The 18,355-nt window shown below is 56.9% G+C and carries 13 protein-coding genes; 8 read left to right on the top strand and 5 right to left on the bottom strand.

Annotated elements, in window-relative coordinates; all coding sequences use genetic code 11:
- Positions 1 to 76: 76 nt before the first annotated feature.
- Together CLV44_RS07880 and CLV44_RS07875 are read left to right on the top strand one after the other, a co-directional pair.
- Complete coding sequence (locus CLV44_RS07880; protein WP_170069298.1) at positions 77 to 1,054, top strand: AraC family transcriptional regulator; 978 nt, start codon at positions 77 to 79, stop codon at positions 1,052 to 1,054.
- A 286-nt stretch (positions 1,055 to 1,340) separates the two neighbouring features.
- Positions 1,341 to 2,618, top strand: a complete 1,278-nt coding sequence (locus tag CLV44_RS07875; RefSeq protein ID WP_106591569.1) for an O-acetylhomoserine aminocarboxypropyltransferase/cysteine synthase family protein — start codon at positions 1,341 to 1,343, stop codon at positions 2,616 to 2,618.
- 3 nt (positions 2,619 to 2,621) lie between these two features.
- On the opposite strand, the gene CLV44_RS07870 is transcribed toward CLV44_RS07875, so the two are convergent.
- Positions 2,622 to 3,461, bottom strand: a complete 840-nt coding sequence (locus CLV44_RS07870; RefSeq protein WP_106591568.1) for a LysR family transcriptional regulator — start codon at positions 3,459 to 3,461, stop codon at positions 2,622 to 2,624.
- A 122-nt stretch (positions 3,462 to 3,583) separates the two neighbouring features.
- Between CLV44_RS07870 and CLV44_RS07865 the strand changes: the two genes are divergently transcribed.
- Entirely contained in the window at positions 3,584 to 4,618 is a 1,035-nt protein-coding gene (locus CLV44_RS07865) for a YeiH family protein (RefSeq protein WP_106591567.1), read from the top strand.
- A gap of 78 nt (positions 4,619 to 4,696) precedes the next feature.
- Here the strand turns inward: CLV44_RS07865 and can are convergent, their stop codons facing one another.
- Positions 4,697 to 5,359, bottom strand: coding sequence for a carbonate dehydratase (gene can, locus CLV44_RS07860; RefSeq protein ID WP_106591566.1), 663 nt, complete (start codon positions 5,357 to 5,359; stop codon positions 4,697 to 4,699).
- Between the two features lie 78 nt (positions 5,360 to 5,437).
- Positions 5,438 to 6,502: a uroporphyrinogen decarboxylase gene (gene hemE, locus CLV44_RS07855; RefSeq protein ID WP_106591565.1), complete on the bottom strand. Its 1,065-nt coding sequence runs from the start codon at positions 6,500 to 6,502 to the stop codon at positions 5,438 to 5,440.
- A 154-nt stretch (positions 6,503 to 6,656) separates the two neighbouring features.
- On the opposite strand from hemE, the gene CLV44_RS07850 reads away from it, so the two are divergent.
- From CLV44_RS07850 to CLV44_RS07830, 5 genes are all read left to right on the top strand, one after another.
- Positions 6,657 to 7,448 carry an AraC family transcriptional regulator gene (locus CLV44_RS07850; protein WP_106591564.1) on the top strand — a complete coding sequence of 264 codons (792 nt, stop codon included), beginning with the start codon at positions 6,657 to 6,659 and terminating at the stop codon, positions 7,446 to 7,448.
- 140 nt (positions 7,449 to 7,588) lie between these two features.
- The gene (gene putA / locus CLV44_RS07845; RefSeq protein ID WP_106591563.1) at positions 7,589 to 10,726 is read left to right on the top strand and encodes a bifunctional proline dehydrogenase/L-glutamate gamma-semialdehyde dehydrogenase PutA; all 3,138 of its coding nucleotides are present in this window, start codon (positions 7,589 to 7,591) and stop codon (positions 10,724 to 10,726) included.
- 1 nt (position 10,727) lies between these two features.
- The gene (locus CLV44_RS07840; RefSeq protein ID WP_106591562.1) at positions 10,728 to 11,429 is read left to right on the top strand and encodes a delta 1-pyrroline-5-carboxylate dehydrogenase; all 702 of its coding nucleotides are present in this window, start codon (positions 10,728 to 10,730) and stop codon (positions 11,427 to 11,429) included.
- 118 nt (positions 11,430 to 11,547) lie between these two features.
- On the top strand, positions 11,548 to 13,038 hold the full coding sequence (gene putP, locus CLV44_RS07835) for a sodium/proline symporter PutP (protein ID WP_106591561.1): 1,491 nt from the start codon (positions 11,548 to 11,550) through the stop codon (positions 13,036 to 13,038).
- Positions 13,039 to 13,164: 126 nt separating this feature from the next.
- The gene (locus tag CLV44_RS07830; RefSeq protein ID WP_106591560.1) at positions 13,165 to 15,519 is read left to right on the top strand and encodes a 5'-nucleotidase C-terminal domain-containing protein; all 2,355 of its coding nucleotides are present in this window, start codon (positions 13,165 to 13,167) and stop codon (positions 15,517 to 15,519) included.
- Positions 15,520 to 15,850: 331 nt separating this feature from the next.
- On the opposite strand, the gene CLV44_RS07820 is transcribed toward CLV44_RS07830, so the two are convergent.
- Positions 15,851 to 16,972, bottom strand: coding sequence for a glycosyltransferase (locus CLV44_RS07820; RefSeq protein ID WP_106591558.1), 1,122 nt, complete (start codon positions 16,970 to 16,972; stop codon positions 15,851 to 15,853).
- Positions 16,973 to 16,977: 5 nt separating this feature from the next.
- On the bottom strand, positions 16,978 to 18,354 hold the full coding sequence (locus tag CLV44_RS07815) for a TolC family outer membrane protein (protein ID WP_106591557.1): 1,377 nt from the start codon (positions 18,352 to 18,354) through the stop codon (positions 16,978 to 16,980).
- Position 18,355 lies beyond the last annotated feature (1 nt).

Raw genomic sequence — 18,355 nt, 5'->3', positions numbered from 1 at the left:
GGCTATGCTCACAACCGGCACAGTGCTATTCATACTACACCGGCGCACCAAACGCCGTTGCCATACAGGAACAGGGATGAACCAAAACCAATCAGTTTTACCACCCGAATTTAATGCAGAGTGGGACTTCGAAGGTACGGAGTTTCCTCTACCTAATGGGGCGGGAACAGGCTGCATGCAAGTTGTCGAACTCACCCAGGGCGGAAAATTCTATTGCTCTGAGTTTCGCGTCAAGGCCAACTGCATCATCGATGCCTCGGCTGATGCAGGAAAAGCGTCACAACTGCTATGCTCTCAGGCGCTGCTATCCGGTCAACTGACTCTCGAGACGCCCGACGGTAACCAATATGCCAATACCCCCAATCGTTCACTTTTGATGCGGGTTTGCAAAAGTGGCGGACGCTTGCACCTGCCCGGCAATCAGGTTATTCGTCATATCGGCGTCACCCTACCCCTCGATAATGAAGGCCTATCCTGCCCAGAAATGGACCCAATCCTGTCTCCTTTTGCACAAGAGACTGACAACTGCTTGGTCCGCCCTGTGTATTGGCAGAAAAGAACACGTACGCTTGCGACCGAGCTATTCCAGCTTGCATCCAGAACAGACCAGCCTCTACACATATTAAAACGTGATGGTCTGGCGCGTTGCTTCCTTGCCAGTCTGCTTGAGGATTATGCCAGCCAACAACAAACCAGCCAGCTTGCTAAAAACAACATAAGCGTTTGGGAACAGCAAATAGCTGATCAAGTCTGTGATTACATGAGGCTTAACCTTTCTACGCCGTTAAGAGGCGATGGTCTGGCCGCACACTTTGGTCTTTCCCGCCACCGGCTAAACGAGATATTTCGTATCCTGAAGGGGCAGTCCGTCAGCGAGTACATACGTGAGCAACGGCTAACAACAGCCAGAGTACAGATTGAAATCGAAGGACTTCCCGTCAAGGTAGTTGCTCACAATGTAGGCTATCGTCATGTCAGTAATTTCACTAGCGCTTATCGACAGCATTTCGGTGTTACACTTGGACGCAGTCAATCCACTGCAGTTCAGTCCTGAGTGAATAGCCCCGAGTTTCTTGGACACTCTTTTGTTTCGCTAAATATCGCTTTTCAAATTCTACTGGCGATAGGCCCTCATTGAACCACTACAAGGACATTATGGTAGAAACCGATGAGCCGATTAAACTGGTTGGCGCAGGAGGCGCTCACGATCTGCTAGTGTAAGTCAAAATTCCCTCATCTTACTCGGCTGTCATGCGCAGCCGGGGACACTTCCCCCCTGTACCACCTCTCTCTAGTGCTAGAATGCACACTACGCTCAAGAACAACACAAAGGATAGATTATGAAACTGGAAACGCTTGCGCTGCACGCCGGCTACGAGACGGACCCGACCACCAAGTCCGCCGCCGTTCCCATCTACCAGACCACATCCTACGCGTTTGATGATGCCCAACACGGTGCCGACCTGTTCGACCTCAAGGTACCGGGCAATATCTACACCCGCATCATGAACCCGACCACCGATGTACTGGAAAAGCGCGTCGCGGCACTGGAAGGCGGTGTGGCCGCGCTGGCGGTAGCGTCCGGCATGGCTGCGATCACCTACACCCTGCAGACGCTGGCAGAGGCCGGTGACAACATCGTCTCCACCAGCGAACTCTACGGCGGCACCTATAACCTGTTCGCGCACACGCTGCCGCGCCAGGGTCTGGACGTGCGCTTTGTGCGCATGGATGATTTCGCCGCGCTGGAAAGCAAGATCGACGACCGCACCAAAGCGATCTACTGCGAGTCAGTCGGCAATCCGTCCGGCGGCATCGCCGATATCGAAAAACTGGCCGAAATCGCCCACCGTCACGGCGTACCGCTGGTGGTCGACAACACCGTGCCCAGCCCGGCATTGTGGCGTCCGATCGAACAGGGTGCCGACATCATCGTTACCTCGGCGACCAAATACATCGGCGGCCACGGCACCACCGTTGGCGGCGTGATTATCGATTCCGGCAACTTCCCCTGGGCCGAGCACAAGGACCGCTTCCCGCTGCTCAACGAACCGGACGTGTCCTACCATGGCGTGGTCTACACCGAAGCCTTTGGCCCCGCTGCCTTTATCGGTCGCGCCCGCGTAGTACCGCTGCGTAACATGGGCGCAGCCCTGTCACCGATGAACGCCTTCATGCTGCTGCAGGGGCTGGAAACGCTGTCGCTGCGTATGGAGCGCATCTGCGCAAACGCACAGACGGTTGCGGAATATCTGGAAAACCATCCGGAAGTGGTCTGGGTCAACTATGCCGGTCTGGAAAGCCACAAGGACCATGCTCTGGCGCAGAAATACATGGGCGGCAAGGCCTCCGGCATCCTCAGCTTCGGCCTGAAGTCCGGACGTGACGGCACGCGCACCTTCTATGATGCGCTGCAGATCTTCCTGCGTCTGGTCAACATCGGCGACTGCAAGTCACTGGCCTCCATCCCGGCGGAAACCACGCACCGCCAGCTCAACGACGAAGAGCTTAAATCTGCCGGTGTATCGCCGGAGATGGTACGCCTGTCGATCGGTATCGAGCATATCGATGACCTGATTGCCGATCTGGATCAGGCGCTGGCGCTAAGCGTACAATAAGCCTCAATTCTCTGGCGCACAGAGCGCCAGAAAACGCGCCACCGCCGCGGTGTCCGGCCGCTGGCGGTGGCGTAGCAGATAGAGCTGGCGACGGATACTGCGCTCCGGTGCCAGTACGACCAGCTCACCGCTTTGCAACGACTGCTCGACCACATGTCGGGACAGGCAACTGACGCCCAGCCCCGCCCGTACGGCGTTGTGAATCGCCTCGGAACTGCCCAGCTCCAGCACCGGCCGAATCACCGGTAGATCACTGAGCACATCCTGCTCCACCACCCGGCGCGTACCCGAACCGGCTTCCCGCATGATCCAGGGCAATGCCGCCAAGACCGCACCCTCATACTGCGGGGCCGCCACAATCACCATCTCATCCTGCCGCCAGGGCTCCATCAGTAGATCAGGATGCAAGGTCCGCCCTTCCACCAGCCCCAGATCCAGTTCAAACCGGAGCATGCGCTCCGCTATCTCGTCAGTATTGGCAATATCGATCCGCTCACAGGGCAGCACGCCATCAGCGGCACCCAGCAGGCGCGGCAGCAGATAGTTGCCGATGGTCGTACTGGCCCCCACTTTTAATTGGCCACCGCCGTGACGGAACAGCGTCTCCGCATCACGGGCCTGTGTCAGCAATAACAGTGCGCGTGGCTGCAGAGCGCGTCCGCTGGCATTGAGCACCAACCGTTTACCGACTCGATCAAACAGGCGCTCGCCCAGACGCGACTCCAGCTCGGTCAGTGCATTACTGGCCGCTGATTGTGACAACGCCACCGCCTCGGCAGCACGGGTAGTCGAACCGGTTTCGATCACGGCCAGAAACACTTCCAGCTGACGCAAGGACAACATGGCCACCTCCCTTGAATATACTTATCTATCGATAAAACTGGTTAATAATACCAAATCAATCCGTTTTAAACTTATAACCAAAAGCATTAAAGTGCCTTCATTGATTTAGAGGGAGGTGCCCCATGACAGCCATACAGCGTTTGAATCCAACCCCGTTACTGCCCGGACTGGCGCTGACTCTGGGACTGAGCTTGGCCGCCCTGCTGCTGGCGCAATTGCCGGTACCCGGTCTCGGTATTATCGGTCCTCTGACGCTGGCAATGCTGCTGGGCATTATTGCCGGCCATTTCACCACCGCACCGATCGAACAGCACAGCGAGACAGGATTGCAGTTCAGCCGTCACTACCTGCTGCGCGCAGGCATCATCCTCTACGGCCTGCGCATCAGCTTTACCGATCTGCAAAGCGCGGGCCTGAATGCGCTGCTGATCGACCTGGTCATCGTGGTGGGCATTCTGGCCACCGCCGCCTGGGTCGGCATTCGCTGGCTCAAACTGGATGCGCGCACCGCCGTGCTGATCGGCGCAGGCAGTGCCATCTGCGGTGCCGCGGCCGTGCTGGCCAGCGCCCCTACCATTCGTGCTCGCCAGCAGGCGGTACCGGTTGCCATCGCGACCGTCGTGCTGTTCGGCAGTGCCGCCATGCTGCTCTACCCGTGGCTGTTCACCCAGGAGTGGGTACAGGCCCTGTTCCAGCAGGGCGATGTCGCCTTCGGTCGGTTGGTCGGTGCCACCACCCATGAAGTGGCACAGGTCACCGCCATCGCCGCCACCCTGCCCGCCGACGCCGCACATACCGCCGTGGTCACCAAACTGATGCGGGTGATGCTGCTGGTGCCGGTACTACTGGTGCTGAGCCAGCTGTTCGGCCGCGATGACACGCAGGATACCGGTACACGCAAACTGCCGATCCCCTGGTTTGCACTGGTATTCATGTTGCTGCCGCTGGTCAACAGCTATCAACTGCTGCCCGAGGCCGTGCTGGCCGCGCTGCATCAGCTGGACCAGCTGTTCCTGGCCATGGCGATGGCCGCACTGGGCTTCGCTACCCGCCTCAGCGCCATCCGCGCAGCGGGCTGGAAGCCGATGGCACTGGGCGCACTGTTATTTGTACTGCTGCTGGTCGGCGGTACCGCAATGACGCTGCTGTTAAGCTAGGATGCTCATCCAACGCTGATCAAGTCCCCATAACGCAAAAAGCCCTCACGATGAGGGCTTTTTCATGTTGCCGCGAGTTTAGCTGAATGCGCGCGTAGACTCGACACGGTTAATCGCCTGATGCAACTCAGCCTCGGCATTTTCCGTACCGTCGGCACAGAACTCCAGATCGGTCAGACGACCATTCTTCAAGCTGTAGACCCAGCCATGGATGCTCAGCTCCTGGCCGCGATTCCAGGCGTTCTGCACAATGGTGGTGTTGCAGACATTGTAGGCCTGCTCCACTGCGTTCAGTTCGCACATCATATCGACCTGCTGCGGGGTATCCTTCCAGGGCCCCACCAACGCACGGTGCTTGTAATACACGTCACGGATGTTGCGCAGCCAGTTATCAATCAGGCCGTGTGACTTCTGCTCCAAGGCCGCCCGCACGCCGCCGCAACCGTAATGCCCGACCACCATCACATGCTTTACCTTGAGCACTTCAACCGCATATTGCAGTACCGACAGGCAGTTCATGTCGGTATGTACAACGATGTTGGAAACGTTACGGTGAACGAACAACTCACCCGGCAGCAGATCCACAATTTCGTTGGCCGGCACTCGACTGTCGGAGCAGCCGATCCACAGGTATTCCGGCGCCTGCTGGCCCGCCAGCGTCGGGAAGAACGTCGGGTCCTGCTCGCGCAAGCGATCGGACCAGCTACGATTGTTGGCAAAGAGGTTTGACAGTTTTTTCATGGTATTCGTCCGTAGAAACAACACAGGCAGCGATGGATCACACCGCTGCCTGTCAGACTCACTCGATAAACGAGTGCCTTAGCGGTGATACTGAGCGCTTAGCTCATGCACCGCATCGACGAAGATCTTGGCGCTTTCAGGATCGACAAACTGGTGAATGCCGTGGCCCAGATTGAACACATGGCCGTTGCCATTGCCGAAACGGGCCAGAATATCACCCACTTCCGTACGGATGCGATCAGCCGGGGCGTACAGCACGCTCGGGTCCATGTTGCCCTGCAGGGCGACCTGGTCACCGACGCGGCGACGGGCGTCGTCGATATTGGTGGTCCAGTCCAGACCCAGTGCGTCGGCACCGACCTCGGCCATGGTTTCCAGCCACTGGCCACCATTTTTGGTGAACAGAATCACCGGCACACGACGGCCGTCATGTTCGCGGATCAGACCATTGACGATCTGCTGCATGTACTTGAGCGAGAACTCCTTGTACATGGGACCGCTGAGCACGCCCCCCCAGGTATCGAAAATCTGTACCGCCTGGGCACCGGAACGGATCTGCTCGTTCAGGTAGGTGGTCACCGACTGTGCCAGCTTGTCCAGCAGCGCATGCATCACCTCGGGGGTGGCATACATCATCTTCTTGATGTGACGGAAATCCTTGCTGGAGCCGCCTTCGACCATATAGGTCGCCAGTGTCCAGGGGCTGCCGGAGAAACCGATCAAGGGTACACGGCCAGACAACGCACCCCGAATTTCGCTGACCGCCGCCATCACGTAATCCAGATCGTTGGCCGCATCCGGGATCGGCAAATCAGCCACATCGTTTGCGGTACGAAGGACCTTCTTGAAACGCGGCCCTTCGCCCTGTTCAAAATAAAGGCCCAGCCCCATGGCATCGGGAATGGTCAGAATGTCCGAGAACAGGATCGCCGCATCCAGATCGTAACGTTCCAGCGGCTGCAGAGTGACTTCGCACGCCAGTTCACGGTTCTTGCACAGACTCAGAAAATCACCGGCCTGGGCGCGGGTGGCCCGGTACTCCGGCAGATAGCGGCCTGCCTGACGCATCATCCAGACCGGGGTTACATCGACCGGTTCGCGCAGCAGGGCACGCAGAAAGCGATCGTTTTTCAGTTCAGCCATCTCGCCATCTATCCTGTAGGTAGGTGTTTATTTGGCGCTATTGTAACCGGTAAAGCAGGCAAATGCGCTCCGCCTGATCACATCGCCCGGCTTGCGCTGTATAATTAGTAGACTAAGGTTAACCCTAACCACGCCAACCCGGTTACCACTGCCCATGACCCGCAGCACAAAAGTTGTCAGCTTGCCGACCTCGGCCGACCATCACGACCATCAACACCATCAGCTGGTATTCGGCCTGGAGGGCGATACTGCCTTTGAACTGGCTGGACGCAGTCGTGAAGTGCGCATCGGCCACGGCTGTCTGGTGCCCTGCGCCACCGACCATGTATTCAGCGGTCTGGGCGATAACCGCATTCTGGTACTCGACCTGCCCACCGAAAGTCATGACCGCCAGCAACAGGAGCGCATTGATCGACTATTCCAGCAGGCCAGCTATTTTCATTGTCCGCCCGAACTGCAACTGCTGCTGCGTTCACTCAGCCGGGAGATCGACTACAGCCCACATGATCCACTGTTGCAGGAAGCCTGCAGCAATACCCTGATCTGCGCCCTGCAGCGCCAGCTGGATCATGCGCTGCCGGCACGCATTCAGGGCAAACTCAACCTGGAGCTGCTCGACGACTATATTGATATGCATATGGACCGCCGACTGCCGGTCGATGAACTGGCGGGCCTGTTCTGTCTCAGTAGCAGTCAGTTCTTCGCCCGCTTCCGTGACCAGACCGGCGCAACCCCCAGCCAGTACGTCAGTGAACGTCGTTTACATGCCGTACGTCATGCTTTAGTCCACGCTCCCGACTCGATCGCACAATTGGCCGGTCGCTTCGGTTTTTGCAACCAAAGTGCGCTGACACGCGCCTTCAGTCAGCGTTTCGAGGTATCACCGGCACAGTTCCGGCGTCAGCGGAGCGACCTTCCCTCGGAGGATCGTGCAAAAGATTCGTAGAACCTGACAAGACCGCTCCGCAACGGCTGTTATTAAATGCCGCCTCAGTGGGCAATCCTGCTCTCTGAACCGGCAAAACCCCAAGGTGCCCACCTGCCCCCCGGCAGCTTGACACCTGCGGAAGAGTTGAGGAAATGTCTATGTTCAAAGCGATCGATGCACTGCATCCGGGATTGATCGAGCAGCCGCTGTCGGCGCTCTGGGAGCAGATCTCCCCGCTTTACGCCATTGACGAGAGCCGCTGGCTCAGGGAACTGATGGCCCTTGCCGAACCCAGCGCAGAGCAGATCCGTGCGGCCGAGTCCTGTGCGACCCGCCTGATCGAACAGGTGCGTGCCGATGACGGCGCGATCCACATGATCGATGCCCTGCTGCTGGAATACAGTCTGGATACCCGCGAAGGCATTCTGTTGATGTGTCTGGCCGAAGCGCTGATGCGTATTCCCGATGCCGACACCGCTGATGCCCTGATTCGCGACAAGCTCAGCGTCGCCGACTGGAAAAGTCACCTGAGCAACTCCGACTCCCTGCTAGTCAACGCCTCCACCTGGGGCCTGTTGCTGACCGGTAAGGTCGTCTCCATGGATGAGCGCGAAGACGGCACACCGTCCGGCGTCATCAACCGCCTGGTCAACCGCATGGGCGAGCCGCTGATCCGTAAAGTGATGCAGCAGGCGATGAAGATCATGGGGCACCAGTTCGTACTGGGCCGCAGCATCAACGAAGCGATGAAGCGCGGCAGCAACTACCGCGAAAAAGGCTACACCTACTCCTTCGACATGCTCGGCGAAGCTGCCCTGACCCGTGCCGATGCCGGTAAATACCTGAACGACTACAGCCGCGCCATCGACTTTGTCGGCAACTACCACGACAAGAAGGCCAAGGGCCCGAAACCCAGCGTTTCGATCAAACTGTCTGCCCTGCACCCGCGTTACGAGCCGGGCCAGGAAGAACAGGTGATGGAACAGCTGTTCGAAACCGTGCTCAAGCTGATCCGTCAGGCCCGTGCGCTGGATGTGGCGATCACCATCGACGCCGAAGAAGCCGACCGTCTTGAGCTGTCACTGCAGCTGTTCCAGAAACTGTACCAGCACCCGGATTGCAAAGGCTGGGGCGGTTTTGGTCTGGTTATTCAGGCGTACTCCAAGCGCGCGCTGCCGGTGCTGATCTGGCTGGCAGCACTGGCCAAGCAGCAGGGTGACCTGATTCCGATGCGTCTGGTGAAGGGGGCCTACTGGGACTCCGAGATCAAACTGTGCCAGCAGAAAGGTCTGGACGGCTACCCGGTCTACACTCGCAAAGAATCTACCGATGTGGCCTACCTGGCCTGTGCACGCTTCCTGCTCAGCAACCATATCAAAGGGCTGATCTGGCCGCAGTTCGCCAGTCATAACGCGCATACCGTCGCCACCATCATGACCGAAGCGCAGCATGACCAGTTCGAATTCCAGCGTCTGCACGGCATGGGCGATGCGCTCTATGACCGCGTACTGGAACAGGCTGGCGTCGCCGTGCGTATCTACGCGCCGGTCGGCAACCACAAAGACCTGCTGCCGTACCTGGTGCGACGTCTGCTCGAGAACGGTGCCAACAGCTCCTTCGTTCACCGTCTGGTTGATGCCCGCTGCCCGATCAGCGACCTGATCGAACACCCCTGGCTGACCCTGAACAAGCGCAACCCGTTGCACAACCCGTACATCCCACTGCCGCGTGATATCTACGGCCAGCAGCGCGCCAACTCCCGTGGTCCGAACATCGAGATCGCCTGCGAGTGGGTGCCATTCAGCGAGAAAGTGAATCAGTGGCTGGAGCACCAGTGGCTGGGTGGCCCGATCATCAACGGTCAGCGGATCGAAACCGGTCGCGTCGTTGCAGTCAATGCGCCCTATGACCACCGCCACCACACCGGTCAGATTCACTTCGCCGAAGCCGCGCACGTTGCCGAAGCCGTACAGGTTGCCAGCGACGGTTTTGCCGACTGGCACACCACACCGGTGGGTATCCGTACCCAGGCGTTGATGCGCCTTGCCGATCTGCTCGAAGAAAATCTGGAAGAGCTGGTGGCCATCTGTCATCAGGAAGCGGGCAAGACCATTCAGGACGGTATCGACGAAGTCCGCGAGGCCGTCGACTTCTGCCGTTACTATGCCCTGCAGGCCAACGACCTGTTCAGCGCACCGCTGACGCGCACATTGGCGGATGGCAACACCCACCAGCTGATTCGTGACGGCCGCGGCGTGTTCGTCTGCATCAGCCCATGGAACTTCCCGCTGGCGATCTTCCTCGGTCAGGTCACCGCTGCACTGGCCGCCGGTAATACCGTCGTCGCCAAGCCGGCCGAGCAGACCAGTCTGATCGCCTGCCGTGCCGTTGAGATGATGCTGGAAGCCGGTATCCCCGGCAGCGCCATCCAACTGCTGCCGGGCACCGGTGCCCAAGTGGGTGGACCGCTGACCGCAGATGCACGCATCGCCGGTGTAGCCTTCACCGGTTCCACCGAAACCGCTCGCCTGATCAACCGCACACTGGCCGCACGCGATTGTGCGCCGGTGCCGCTGATCGCCGAGACCGGTGGCCAGAACGCCATGATCATCGACTCCACGTCGCTGCCGGAACAGGTGGTGCAGGATGCGGTGCAGTCCGCTTTTGCCTCCGCCGGCCAGCGTTGCTCGGCCCTGCGTGTACTCTGCGTGCAGAAGGATATCGCCGACCGCGTCATCGACCTGCTCAAGGGCGCCATGGCCGAACAAAAAACCGGCAACCCCTGCCTGCACAGCACCGATGTCGGCCCCGTGATCGACAAGGGCGCACAGCAGAACCTGTTGCAGTACATCGAACAGATGCGCAGCACCAGTACCCTGCTGGCACAGACACCCCTGCACGCCGATGCGGAACAGGGCACCTTCGTGCCGCCGACCGCCTTCGAAATCGACTCCCTTGAGCGACTCGGCCGTGAACAGTTCGGTCCTATCCTGCATCTGGTGCGTTACGACGCCCGCGATCTGGATAAAGTGATCGATCAGATCAACAACGGCGGCTACGGCCTGACGCTGGGTATCCATACCCGTAACGAAGGTACGGCAGCGCACATCGAATCACGTGCCCGTGTCGGTAACACCTACATCAACCGCAACCAGGTGGGTGCCACCGTGGGTGTGCAGCCGTTCGGCGGCCAGGGTCTGTCCGGTACCGGCCCCAAAGCCGGTGGTCCGCACTACCTGCTGCGCTTCACCCAACTGCAGCCGGCCTCATCTCAATCCGACCAGGTGGAGGGATAAGATGCATCATTCTGATACTAAGGACATTCAGGCCGCTGCCGTATGGGAAGCCTGGAACCGTCGCGGTTTCGCCGATCGCTGCCAGCTACTGGCCAGCGCACTCGACCACCTGCCGGCCCACGCCGACGCTGCGCTGACCGTACGTCTGGCTCAGCAACTGCTGGATGACGCCAAACCGCTGGGCGAGACTCAGCTCATGCCCGGCCCGACCGGCGAATCCAACGAGCTGTACCTGACCGGCCGCGGTGTCGCGCTGGTTCTGGGCACAGCGGACAGCACCGAGACCCTGGTTAGCTGCCAGCTGATCGCCGCACTGGCCTGCGGCAACGCGGTGGTCGTGCAGTGGAACGGCCATGAGGCCTGGCTGACACAGCTGGTCGAAGCCCTCTACACCGCAGGTGTTCCCCGTGCTGCACTGGCACTGGACACCAAAACACCGGAACTCGAGCTGTTCAGCATGGATGACCTGCGTCTGCTGGTTACCAGCTGCAAACCGGCACTGGAAATCGAGCTGAACCGGGCCTTGGCGATTCATGATGGCGTATTGATTCAGTTGGTGGCCGAGACCGATCTGCAGCATTCACCGCTGCTGACCAGTCCGGATTTCCTGCTGCGTCTGGTCACTGAAAAAACCCGCACGACCAACACCACTGCGGTAGGCGGTAACGCGACGCTGCTGGAACTGGGCAGCCGTACCGTCTAACCTGTCATGAACAACCGGTTGTTTCCGGTGTTCATTGTCGACCTGCCTCAGCTTCCGAGCCCCGCATGAGGCAGGCGCACAATAACAGACCCCTATGGGCTGCAAAGAGGCTTTTTGCATGATTGAAAACACCTATGCTGTATACGGCACCTTTATCGTTTATCTGATAATGATGCTGGCGATCGGCGTGATCGCCTATCAACGCACCGCCAACTCTTCCGACTACTTCCTTGGCGGTCGCTCTCTGGGTCCTTGGCCGGCTGCATTGTCTGCCGGTGCATCCGACATGAGTGGCTGGTTGCTGCTGGGCCTGCCCGGCTACGCCTTCGGTTCCGGCATGGAAGCCCTGTGGCTGGCCGGTGGCCTGCTGCTGGGCACCTGGGCCAACTGGAGGTTTACCGCCAAGCGTCTGCGCACCTATAGTATCGAAGCGGGCGACGCGCTGACGCTGCCGGAATACTTCGCCAACCGCTTCTACGACAAATCCCGTATGCTGCAGGTTATCTCGGCATTCTTCATCCTGCTGTTCTTCCTGTTCTACACCAGCTCCGGCCTGGTGGCTGGCGGTAAGCTGTTCGAGACCGTATTCGGTCTGGAGTACACCACCGCACTGATTATCGGCACTATCTGTATCGTGTCCTATACCCTTTTCGGCGGCTTCCTCGCCGTTTCCTGGACTGACCTGGTGCAGGGCCTGCTGATGGCCGCCGCACTGTTGATTGTCCCGATTGCAGCTATTCAGGCCGACGGTGGTTTCAGCGTCATGTGGGCTTCCATTGAAGCCAAGAACCCGGAACTGTTGACCCTGTTCAATGACGTCAACGGCGAACCGCTCAGCTTCATTGCGATCGTATCGCTGGCCGCCTGGGGTCTGGGTTATTTCGGTCAACCGCATATCCTGGCCCGTTTTGCGGCCTGCCGCAGCAATCGGGAAATCACCACCGCACGTCGGATCGCGGTAGGCTGGAGCGGCCTGTCCATGGCCGGTGCCATGCTGGTCGGTCTGGCAGGGATGATGTTCGTCGAGACCCAGATGGGCGGTGAACTGGCCGACGGTGAGACCATCTTCATGCTGCTGGTCAACGCCATCTTCCATCCGATCATCGCCGGTATCCTGCTGGCGGCCATTCTGGCGGCGATCATGAGTACTGCTGACTCCCAGCTGCTGGTGTCCTCATCAGCCCTGGCGGAAGATTTCTACAAGCAGTTGCTGCGCAAAGACGCATCGCAGAAAGAGATCGTCATGGTCGGCCGTCTGGCGGTTATCGGCCTGTCGATTGTTGCCATGCTGCTGGCCCTTAACCCGGACAGTACCGTACTGGGACTGGTGTCCTACGCATGGGCAGGTTTCGGTGCCGCCTTCGGCCCCGCACTGCTGATCAGCCTGTACTGGAAAAACATGACCCGCAACGGCGCACTGGCCGGCATCATTGTCGGTGCCGTCACCGTGGTGATCTGGAAGCAGCTGTCCGGTGGTCTGTTCGACATGTACGAGATCGTACCAGGCATCATCTTCGCCACTATCGCCATCTTCGCGGTATCGTTGATGGGTCGCCAGCCGGGTGAAGAGATCCACGCCCAGCATGAGCGGATGCTGAAAAACCTGTAAAACAGCACTAACCACAGGGTGCAGAATGCCTGCACCCTGTCTCCCACATAACTGTCACACATTTTTAAACTCTGCAGTGGAGGATGTAAGGTCTTAATTGACCCAACTTTCGGGAGAGTTCTGGAAATGGCAAACTACACGCTTCAGATTCTGCACGCTTCAGACATGGAAGGCGGCGGTGGCGATCTGCGTAACGCCCCTGCTTTCGTCTCTATTGTCGACTATCTTGAAGATCAAACCACCAACTCTCTATTCCTATCCAGCGGAGACCTGATTCTGCCAGGTCCTTTCATGTCGGCAGCGGGCGACCGTAGCCTACGCGAAGCTATTCAGCTGGCCAATGAAAAAATACTAGGCCTGGAACCTGGCACACTCAACAACTTGCGGGAAGGCGCCGGACGCGTAGACCTGACACTGGCCAATCTGCTCGAAGCCAGTGCCATTACACTAGGCAATCATGAATTTGATCTGGGTACCAGCGCATTAGCCGGGTTGATTGGCACCGAAATCCGCTCCGACAGCCTGGATGGTGTCCGCTGGCTGGGAGCACAATTCCCCTATCTCAGTGCAAATCTTGATTTCAGCGGTGACGACAGCCTCTCCGGTCTGTTTACCGACGATATTATTAATCACCAAGCTTTTTCCTCCACTATAGATGACTTGAACGCTGCCACATCAGCACCCAAGATCGCGCCATCAACCATCGTTGAAAAGGGTGGTGAAAAAATTGGCATTATTGGTGCTACTACCCAGATCCTTGAAAGCATTTCCAGTACCGGAGGTGTCCAGGTCAAAGGAACTGATGCCAATAATTTGCAGCTACTGGCACAACAGCTTCAAGTCCACATTGATCAACTGAAGGCCGAAGGGGTCAACAAGATCATTTTGATGTCTCACCTGCAGCAAATATCACTGGAAGAGGAGCTTGCAGGACTATTGGATGGCGTCGACATCATCATGGCCGGTGGCTCCAACGCTCTACTCGCCGATGCAGATGAAGCCCTGTTTCCAGGCACCGGACAAACCCCTTACCGGGACTACCCGATTCTAACCAAAGATGCTGCCGGCAATGATGTAGTACTGGTCAATACTGATGGCGGTTGGCGCTATGTAGGTCAGCTCAACGTCGAATTTGATGTCGAAGGCAACATCATTACCGACTCTATCAATGACGATACTTCCACACTCTACACTGCAACCGATGCCACAGCGGCTGAGCTTTGGGGTAGCGAGGAGGCCGCTTACGCCAAGGACAGCAAGGGTGCCATCGCCCAAGAGCTTGTCGGTGCTGTGGATGAACTGGTCACCGCCAAGGACGGTATCACCTTTGGTAGCACCGATGTCTATTTGCAGGGTGAGCGCACATTCGTCCGCACTGAAGAAACCAACTTGGGTAACCTGACTGCCGATGCCAACCTATGGTATGCCCGCCAGTTAGACAATGCCGTCATGGTTTCAATCAAGAATGGCGGTGGAGTCCGTGAACCCATTGGCACAACCTACGCGGTTGGTTCTGATGGTGACTACGAACTGCGTCCACCCCAAGCAAACGATGCCGCTGGTAAAAAGGAAGGCGATGTCTCACAGCTGGATATCGAATCGTCACTGCGTTTCAACAATGACCTCAGCATCCTGACACTGACTCGCGCCCAACTGCTGGCTGCTATCGAGCATGCGGTATCCGCCTCTGACGAAAACTCTACCCCTGGTCAGTTTGCCCAGGTCGCAGGTATTCGTTACAGCTTTGACTGGACACGAGAAGCAGGTGATCGTATTCAAAGTGCAGCTGTTCTGGATGAGTACGACCGAGTTCAGGATGTACTGGTTGTGAACGGTGAGCTGGTTGGGGACGCCGCCGCCACCATCAAAGTCGTCACTCTTGGTTTTATGGCGGACGGTGGCGACGGCTACCCCTTTGGCGAATTCCTGGAGCTGAATACCAATGCTGTGGAACGCATCGATCTAGTCAGTGCTGGCTTGGGCGACGGAACAGCCACTGAAGCGGCTGCAGGAACAGAGCAAGACGCTTTTGCTGAATACATGCAGAGTGCTTTCTCTGCAGTCGCATTCGCCCAGGTCGACACAAACAAAAGTGAAGACATGCGCATTCAAAACCTGGCATTCAAGGAGGATGAGGTACTGGCCAACAACACGGATGCGGTTGTACGCCTGTATGACACCCTGTTTGACCGAACGCCGGATACTGCAGGGCTTGCCCACTGGCACGAGCAACTGCAGCAAGGAGCCCGCATCGAAACAATTGCAACTGCGTTCATGGCCTCACACGAGTATCAGCAGGGACTGGGCAACGACCTTCTCGACAATGTGGAGTTTATCGACATCCTTTACCAGAATGCGTTTGGCCGCAGCGCTGAGACGGCAGGCGCGGAATACTGGTTATCTCAATTAGAAGAGCAACCCGCACTAAATGTGATTCTGGCAATCTCCGAATCACCTGAGCATGTGGATCTTCTGCTCTGACAAAAGCGACAGAATAAAAAACCGGCCTTAATGGCCGGTTTCGCTTTCACATTAAAATGTGGTCAGACTGATATCAGCCACACACAGGGAGTGGCCACCAGTATACCGAACACATTAGCAGTCATATCAATCCAACAGAAACCGGTACCCCAGTAATGATCCCAAATTTCTTTGAACAGACCTATCACTAACACTACAACTACCGCTGCCCACAAAGAAAACCAGGGGGCTGCCAATAACATCAATACGAAGCTGTAACCAAAATGTTGACGCTTGTCCTCCTCCCGGCAATGGAGCAGAACACGTCTGGATAAGCGCACCATGAACGACATCAGACAGTCTTCGCCATCAATTGATGATACAAAGCCAGGTAGCTTTCAGACATACGCTTGGCGGTAAAGAGCAGGCGGAACCGCTCATACGAGGCCTGCCCCATCCGCTCGCGCATATCTGGATCATCCCAGAGACTTTGCATGGCTGACCCCAATGCCTTTGCATCGGTGGGCGGGACCACTAATCCGGTCACTTCATGGTCATTGACATAACTGGTGCCGGTGCCAATTTCGCAGGTAATCAAAGGCAGATGCATCATCTGCGCTTCCAGCAAGCTGATGCCAAAGGCCTCTGAGCGCAAATGCGACGGGAACACAAATGCACCCGCTAACGAGAGCAAGGCAATTTTATCATCTTCATCCACTTGGCCTACAAAGTGGATATTCCCCGCACCCGCCGCTTGCTCTTTTAATTCGGCTGCCAGTTGTCCACCTCCGGCAATGACAACCGGTAACCCGGTTTGTATAGCCGCATCAACCAACCAGCCAAGTCCCTTGTAATAGCGCAGCGCACCTAAAAACAGAAAGAACCCTTCCCCGTAAAGACTACGGAAATACTGCTGCCTCAACTCGGACAGTGCTGGATAAAGTGTTTCACTGATCCCCAGAGGAATCATTGTTTTCGTATCCAGCTGCTTCAATACCGGGCTGCTGTGAATATACTTGGGCGAGGTCGCAACCACAGAATCCACTGAGCGCAAAAACTTCAGTGCCAAAGGTGCATATAACTTACCCACCTTTTTCTGACGTACAATATCACTATGATACGTCACGATCGCCGGGGGCATCTTGCGCAGCAATTTACCACCAAGATAAAGCAGATCCTGGATAGGAAAAGGGTAATGGAGATGGAGCAGATCCGCCCAGTCCAACAGCTTGCGAAACTGTTTAAAATAGACGAGCCCTACCGGCATTGAGGCGAATTGAAACAGCATGGGGCAAAAGAAAATCTCGGCACCACATTCCCAGCGTTCAATTCTGAAGGCACTGTTGCGTGTAAACACCAATACTCGGTGGTTAACACCGGCACTCACGGTGCCACGGGATATATTGGCAATAAAAGCGCCAACGCCACCAATTTCTTCTGGTGGCGCTGACTTGTACAGATGCAGTATGTTCAAGCCACTTAACCGGTAGTCTCAGCAGCATATTCTACTGTATGAATGTCTAGCAGAGTATTAATCTGCTGCAGGTCATCCTCTGACAAATTACCACTCCACCGCTTTAACACAACATAGCTAAGCAGGAAGCTGTATTGTGCCTCCAGCAGATCACGTTCTGCACTGTATTGCTCCCTGGCACGGTCGAGAACGTCTACCGCATTATTAATGCCATACAAAAAACTTTTTTCTGCTGCTTCACGCGCTTTTGCAGCGGACCGCAAAGCGACGGTGCCGGCCTCTACTTTGGACAGTGCGGATTGCGCATTCATGTAAGCAGTACGCACTTCCTTGAATACCTGACGTCGCGAAGACTCCAGTTCCTGCCGCGCAATCAGCATACTTTCATATGCTGCATCACTACGCGCGCTGGTAGACCCACCGGAAAACAGCGGAATCTGGATGCTGAGCGCAGCAACGTTCGACTCGGTTCTGGGTGAAGGTGCATTCTCGCTGCCAATGTTACTTTTCTGACTCGACAGCTGCATGGTGACCTTGGGCATATGCCCACCAAACGCCTCTTTTTTCGCTGCACGCTGAGCATTTACCGAGGCTTGCTTCGCCTGAATAAGGGGATTATTCGCAAGGGCAAGATCACGCCAGTGCTCATAATTTTCCAGCTCGAAAGTTGCGGCCAGTTTGGGCTGCGCGATCAGCCGTTCAAGCTGCTCATATACAGGCCGACCTATCACTTCGGCCAGTCCTTCCCGCGTTACCCATATACGGTTACTGGCTTCGATTTCATCTGAACGCAATCGATCCAGACGCGCCTCGATTTCAAGTTTGTCCGTAATCGAGGCCAGCTGACGTTTGTACAAAGACTGAATACGTTCCAGGTTACGCTCAACTGAGCGTTTTTCAGCCTGAATCAGTTCCAGGCTATCCTGAGCCGCCAACACATCAAAATATCGCTGAACCAGGTCTGCAGTCGCACCCTGAATATCATGCAGCCCCTGACTCGCGTACTGCTCACTCAGTGCTCGAGAGCGTTGGTAGCTTTGCCAAACAGGAGCGTCATACAGCACTTGAGACATGGATACTGAATATTTCTCGCCACCGTAGTAAGTCTCAGAAAACTCCGAAATGTAATTTGTCCGTGTCAAACGTGAGTCTGCACTTAGCTGGGGTAACAACCGGCCCAGCGCTTCACGCTCTTGATATTCCGCACGACGTGCAGCGGCTTCTGCCGACAGAATACGCGGATCTTGATCCTGCGCCTGCTGATACAGCAACCACAAGTCAGACGGTGCCTGTGCTGCTTCGGTCGCTTCTTCAGCTGACGCTGGTCCTGCCAGCAAAAGCGCTAGCGCGCAATAACCAGCCAATCGAGGTAACCTTCGCATA

Source organism: Marinobacterium halophilum, from assembly GCF_003014615.1.
Lineage (GTDB): Bacteria > Pseudomonadota > Gammaproteobacteria > Pseudomonadales > Balneatricaceae > Marinobacterium > Marinobacterium halophilum.
This window is presented reverse-complemented; position numbering and strand designations above follow the sequence as displayed.

Coding starts and splice junctions, on each gene's coding strand:
- CLV44_RS07840 (WP_106591562.1), top strand. CDS start 10,728: ATGCATCATTCTGATACTAAGGACATTCAGGCCGCTGCCGTATGGGAA.
- CLV44_RS07865 (WP_106591567.1), top strand. CDS start 3,584: ATGACAGCCATACAGCGTTTGAATCCAACCCCGTTACTGCCCGGACTG.
- putP (WP_106591561.1), top strand. CDS start 11,548: ATGATTGAAAACACCTATGCTGTATACGGCACCTTTATCGTTTATCTG.
- CLV44_RS07870 (WP_106591568.1), bottom strand. CDS start 3,461: ATGTTGTCCTTGCGTCAGCTGGAAGTGTTTCTGGCCGTGATCGAAACC.
- can (WP_106591566.1), bottom strand. CDS start 5,359: ATGAAAAAACTGTCAAACCTCTTTGCCAACAATCGTAGCTGGTCCGAT.
- CLV44_RS07830 (WP_106591560.1), top strand. CDS start 13,165: ATGGCAAACTACACGCTTCAGATTCTGCACGCTTCAGACATGGAAGGC.
- CLV44_RS07875 (WP_106591569.1), top strand. CDS start 1,341: ATGAAACTGGAAACGCTTGCGCTGCACGCCGGCTACGAGACGGACCCG.
- CLV44_RS07880 (WP_170069298.1), top strand. CDS start 77: ATGAACCAAAACCAATCAGTTTTACCACCCGAATTTAATGCAGAGTGG.
- putA (WP_106591563.1), top strand. CDS start 7,589: ATGTTCAAAGCGATCGATGCACTGCATCCGGGATTGATCGAGCAGCCG.
- CLV44_RS07815 (WP_106591557.1), bottom strand. CDS start 18,354: ATGCGAAGGTTACCTCGATTGGCTGGTTATTGCGCGCTAGCGCTTTTG.
- CLV44_RS07850 (WP_106591564.1), top strand. CDS start 6,657: ATGACCCGCAGCACAAAAGTTGTCAGCTTGCCGACCTCGGCCGACCAT.
- hemE (WP_106591565.1), bottom strand. CDS start 6,502: ATGGCTGAACTGAAAAACGATCGCTTTCTGCGTGCCCTGCTGCGCGAA.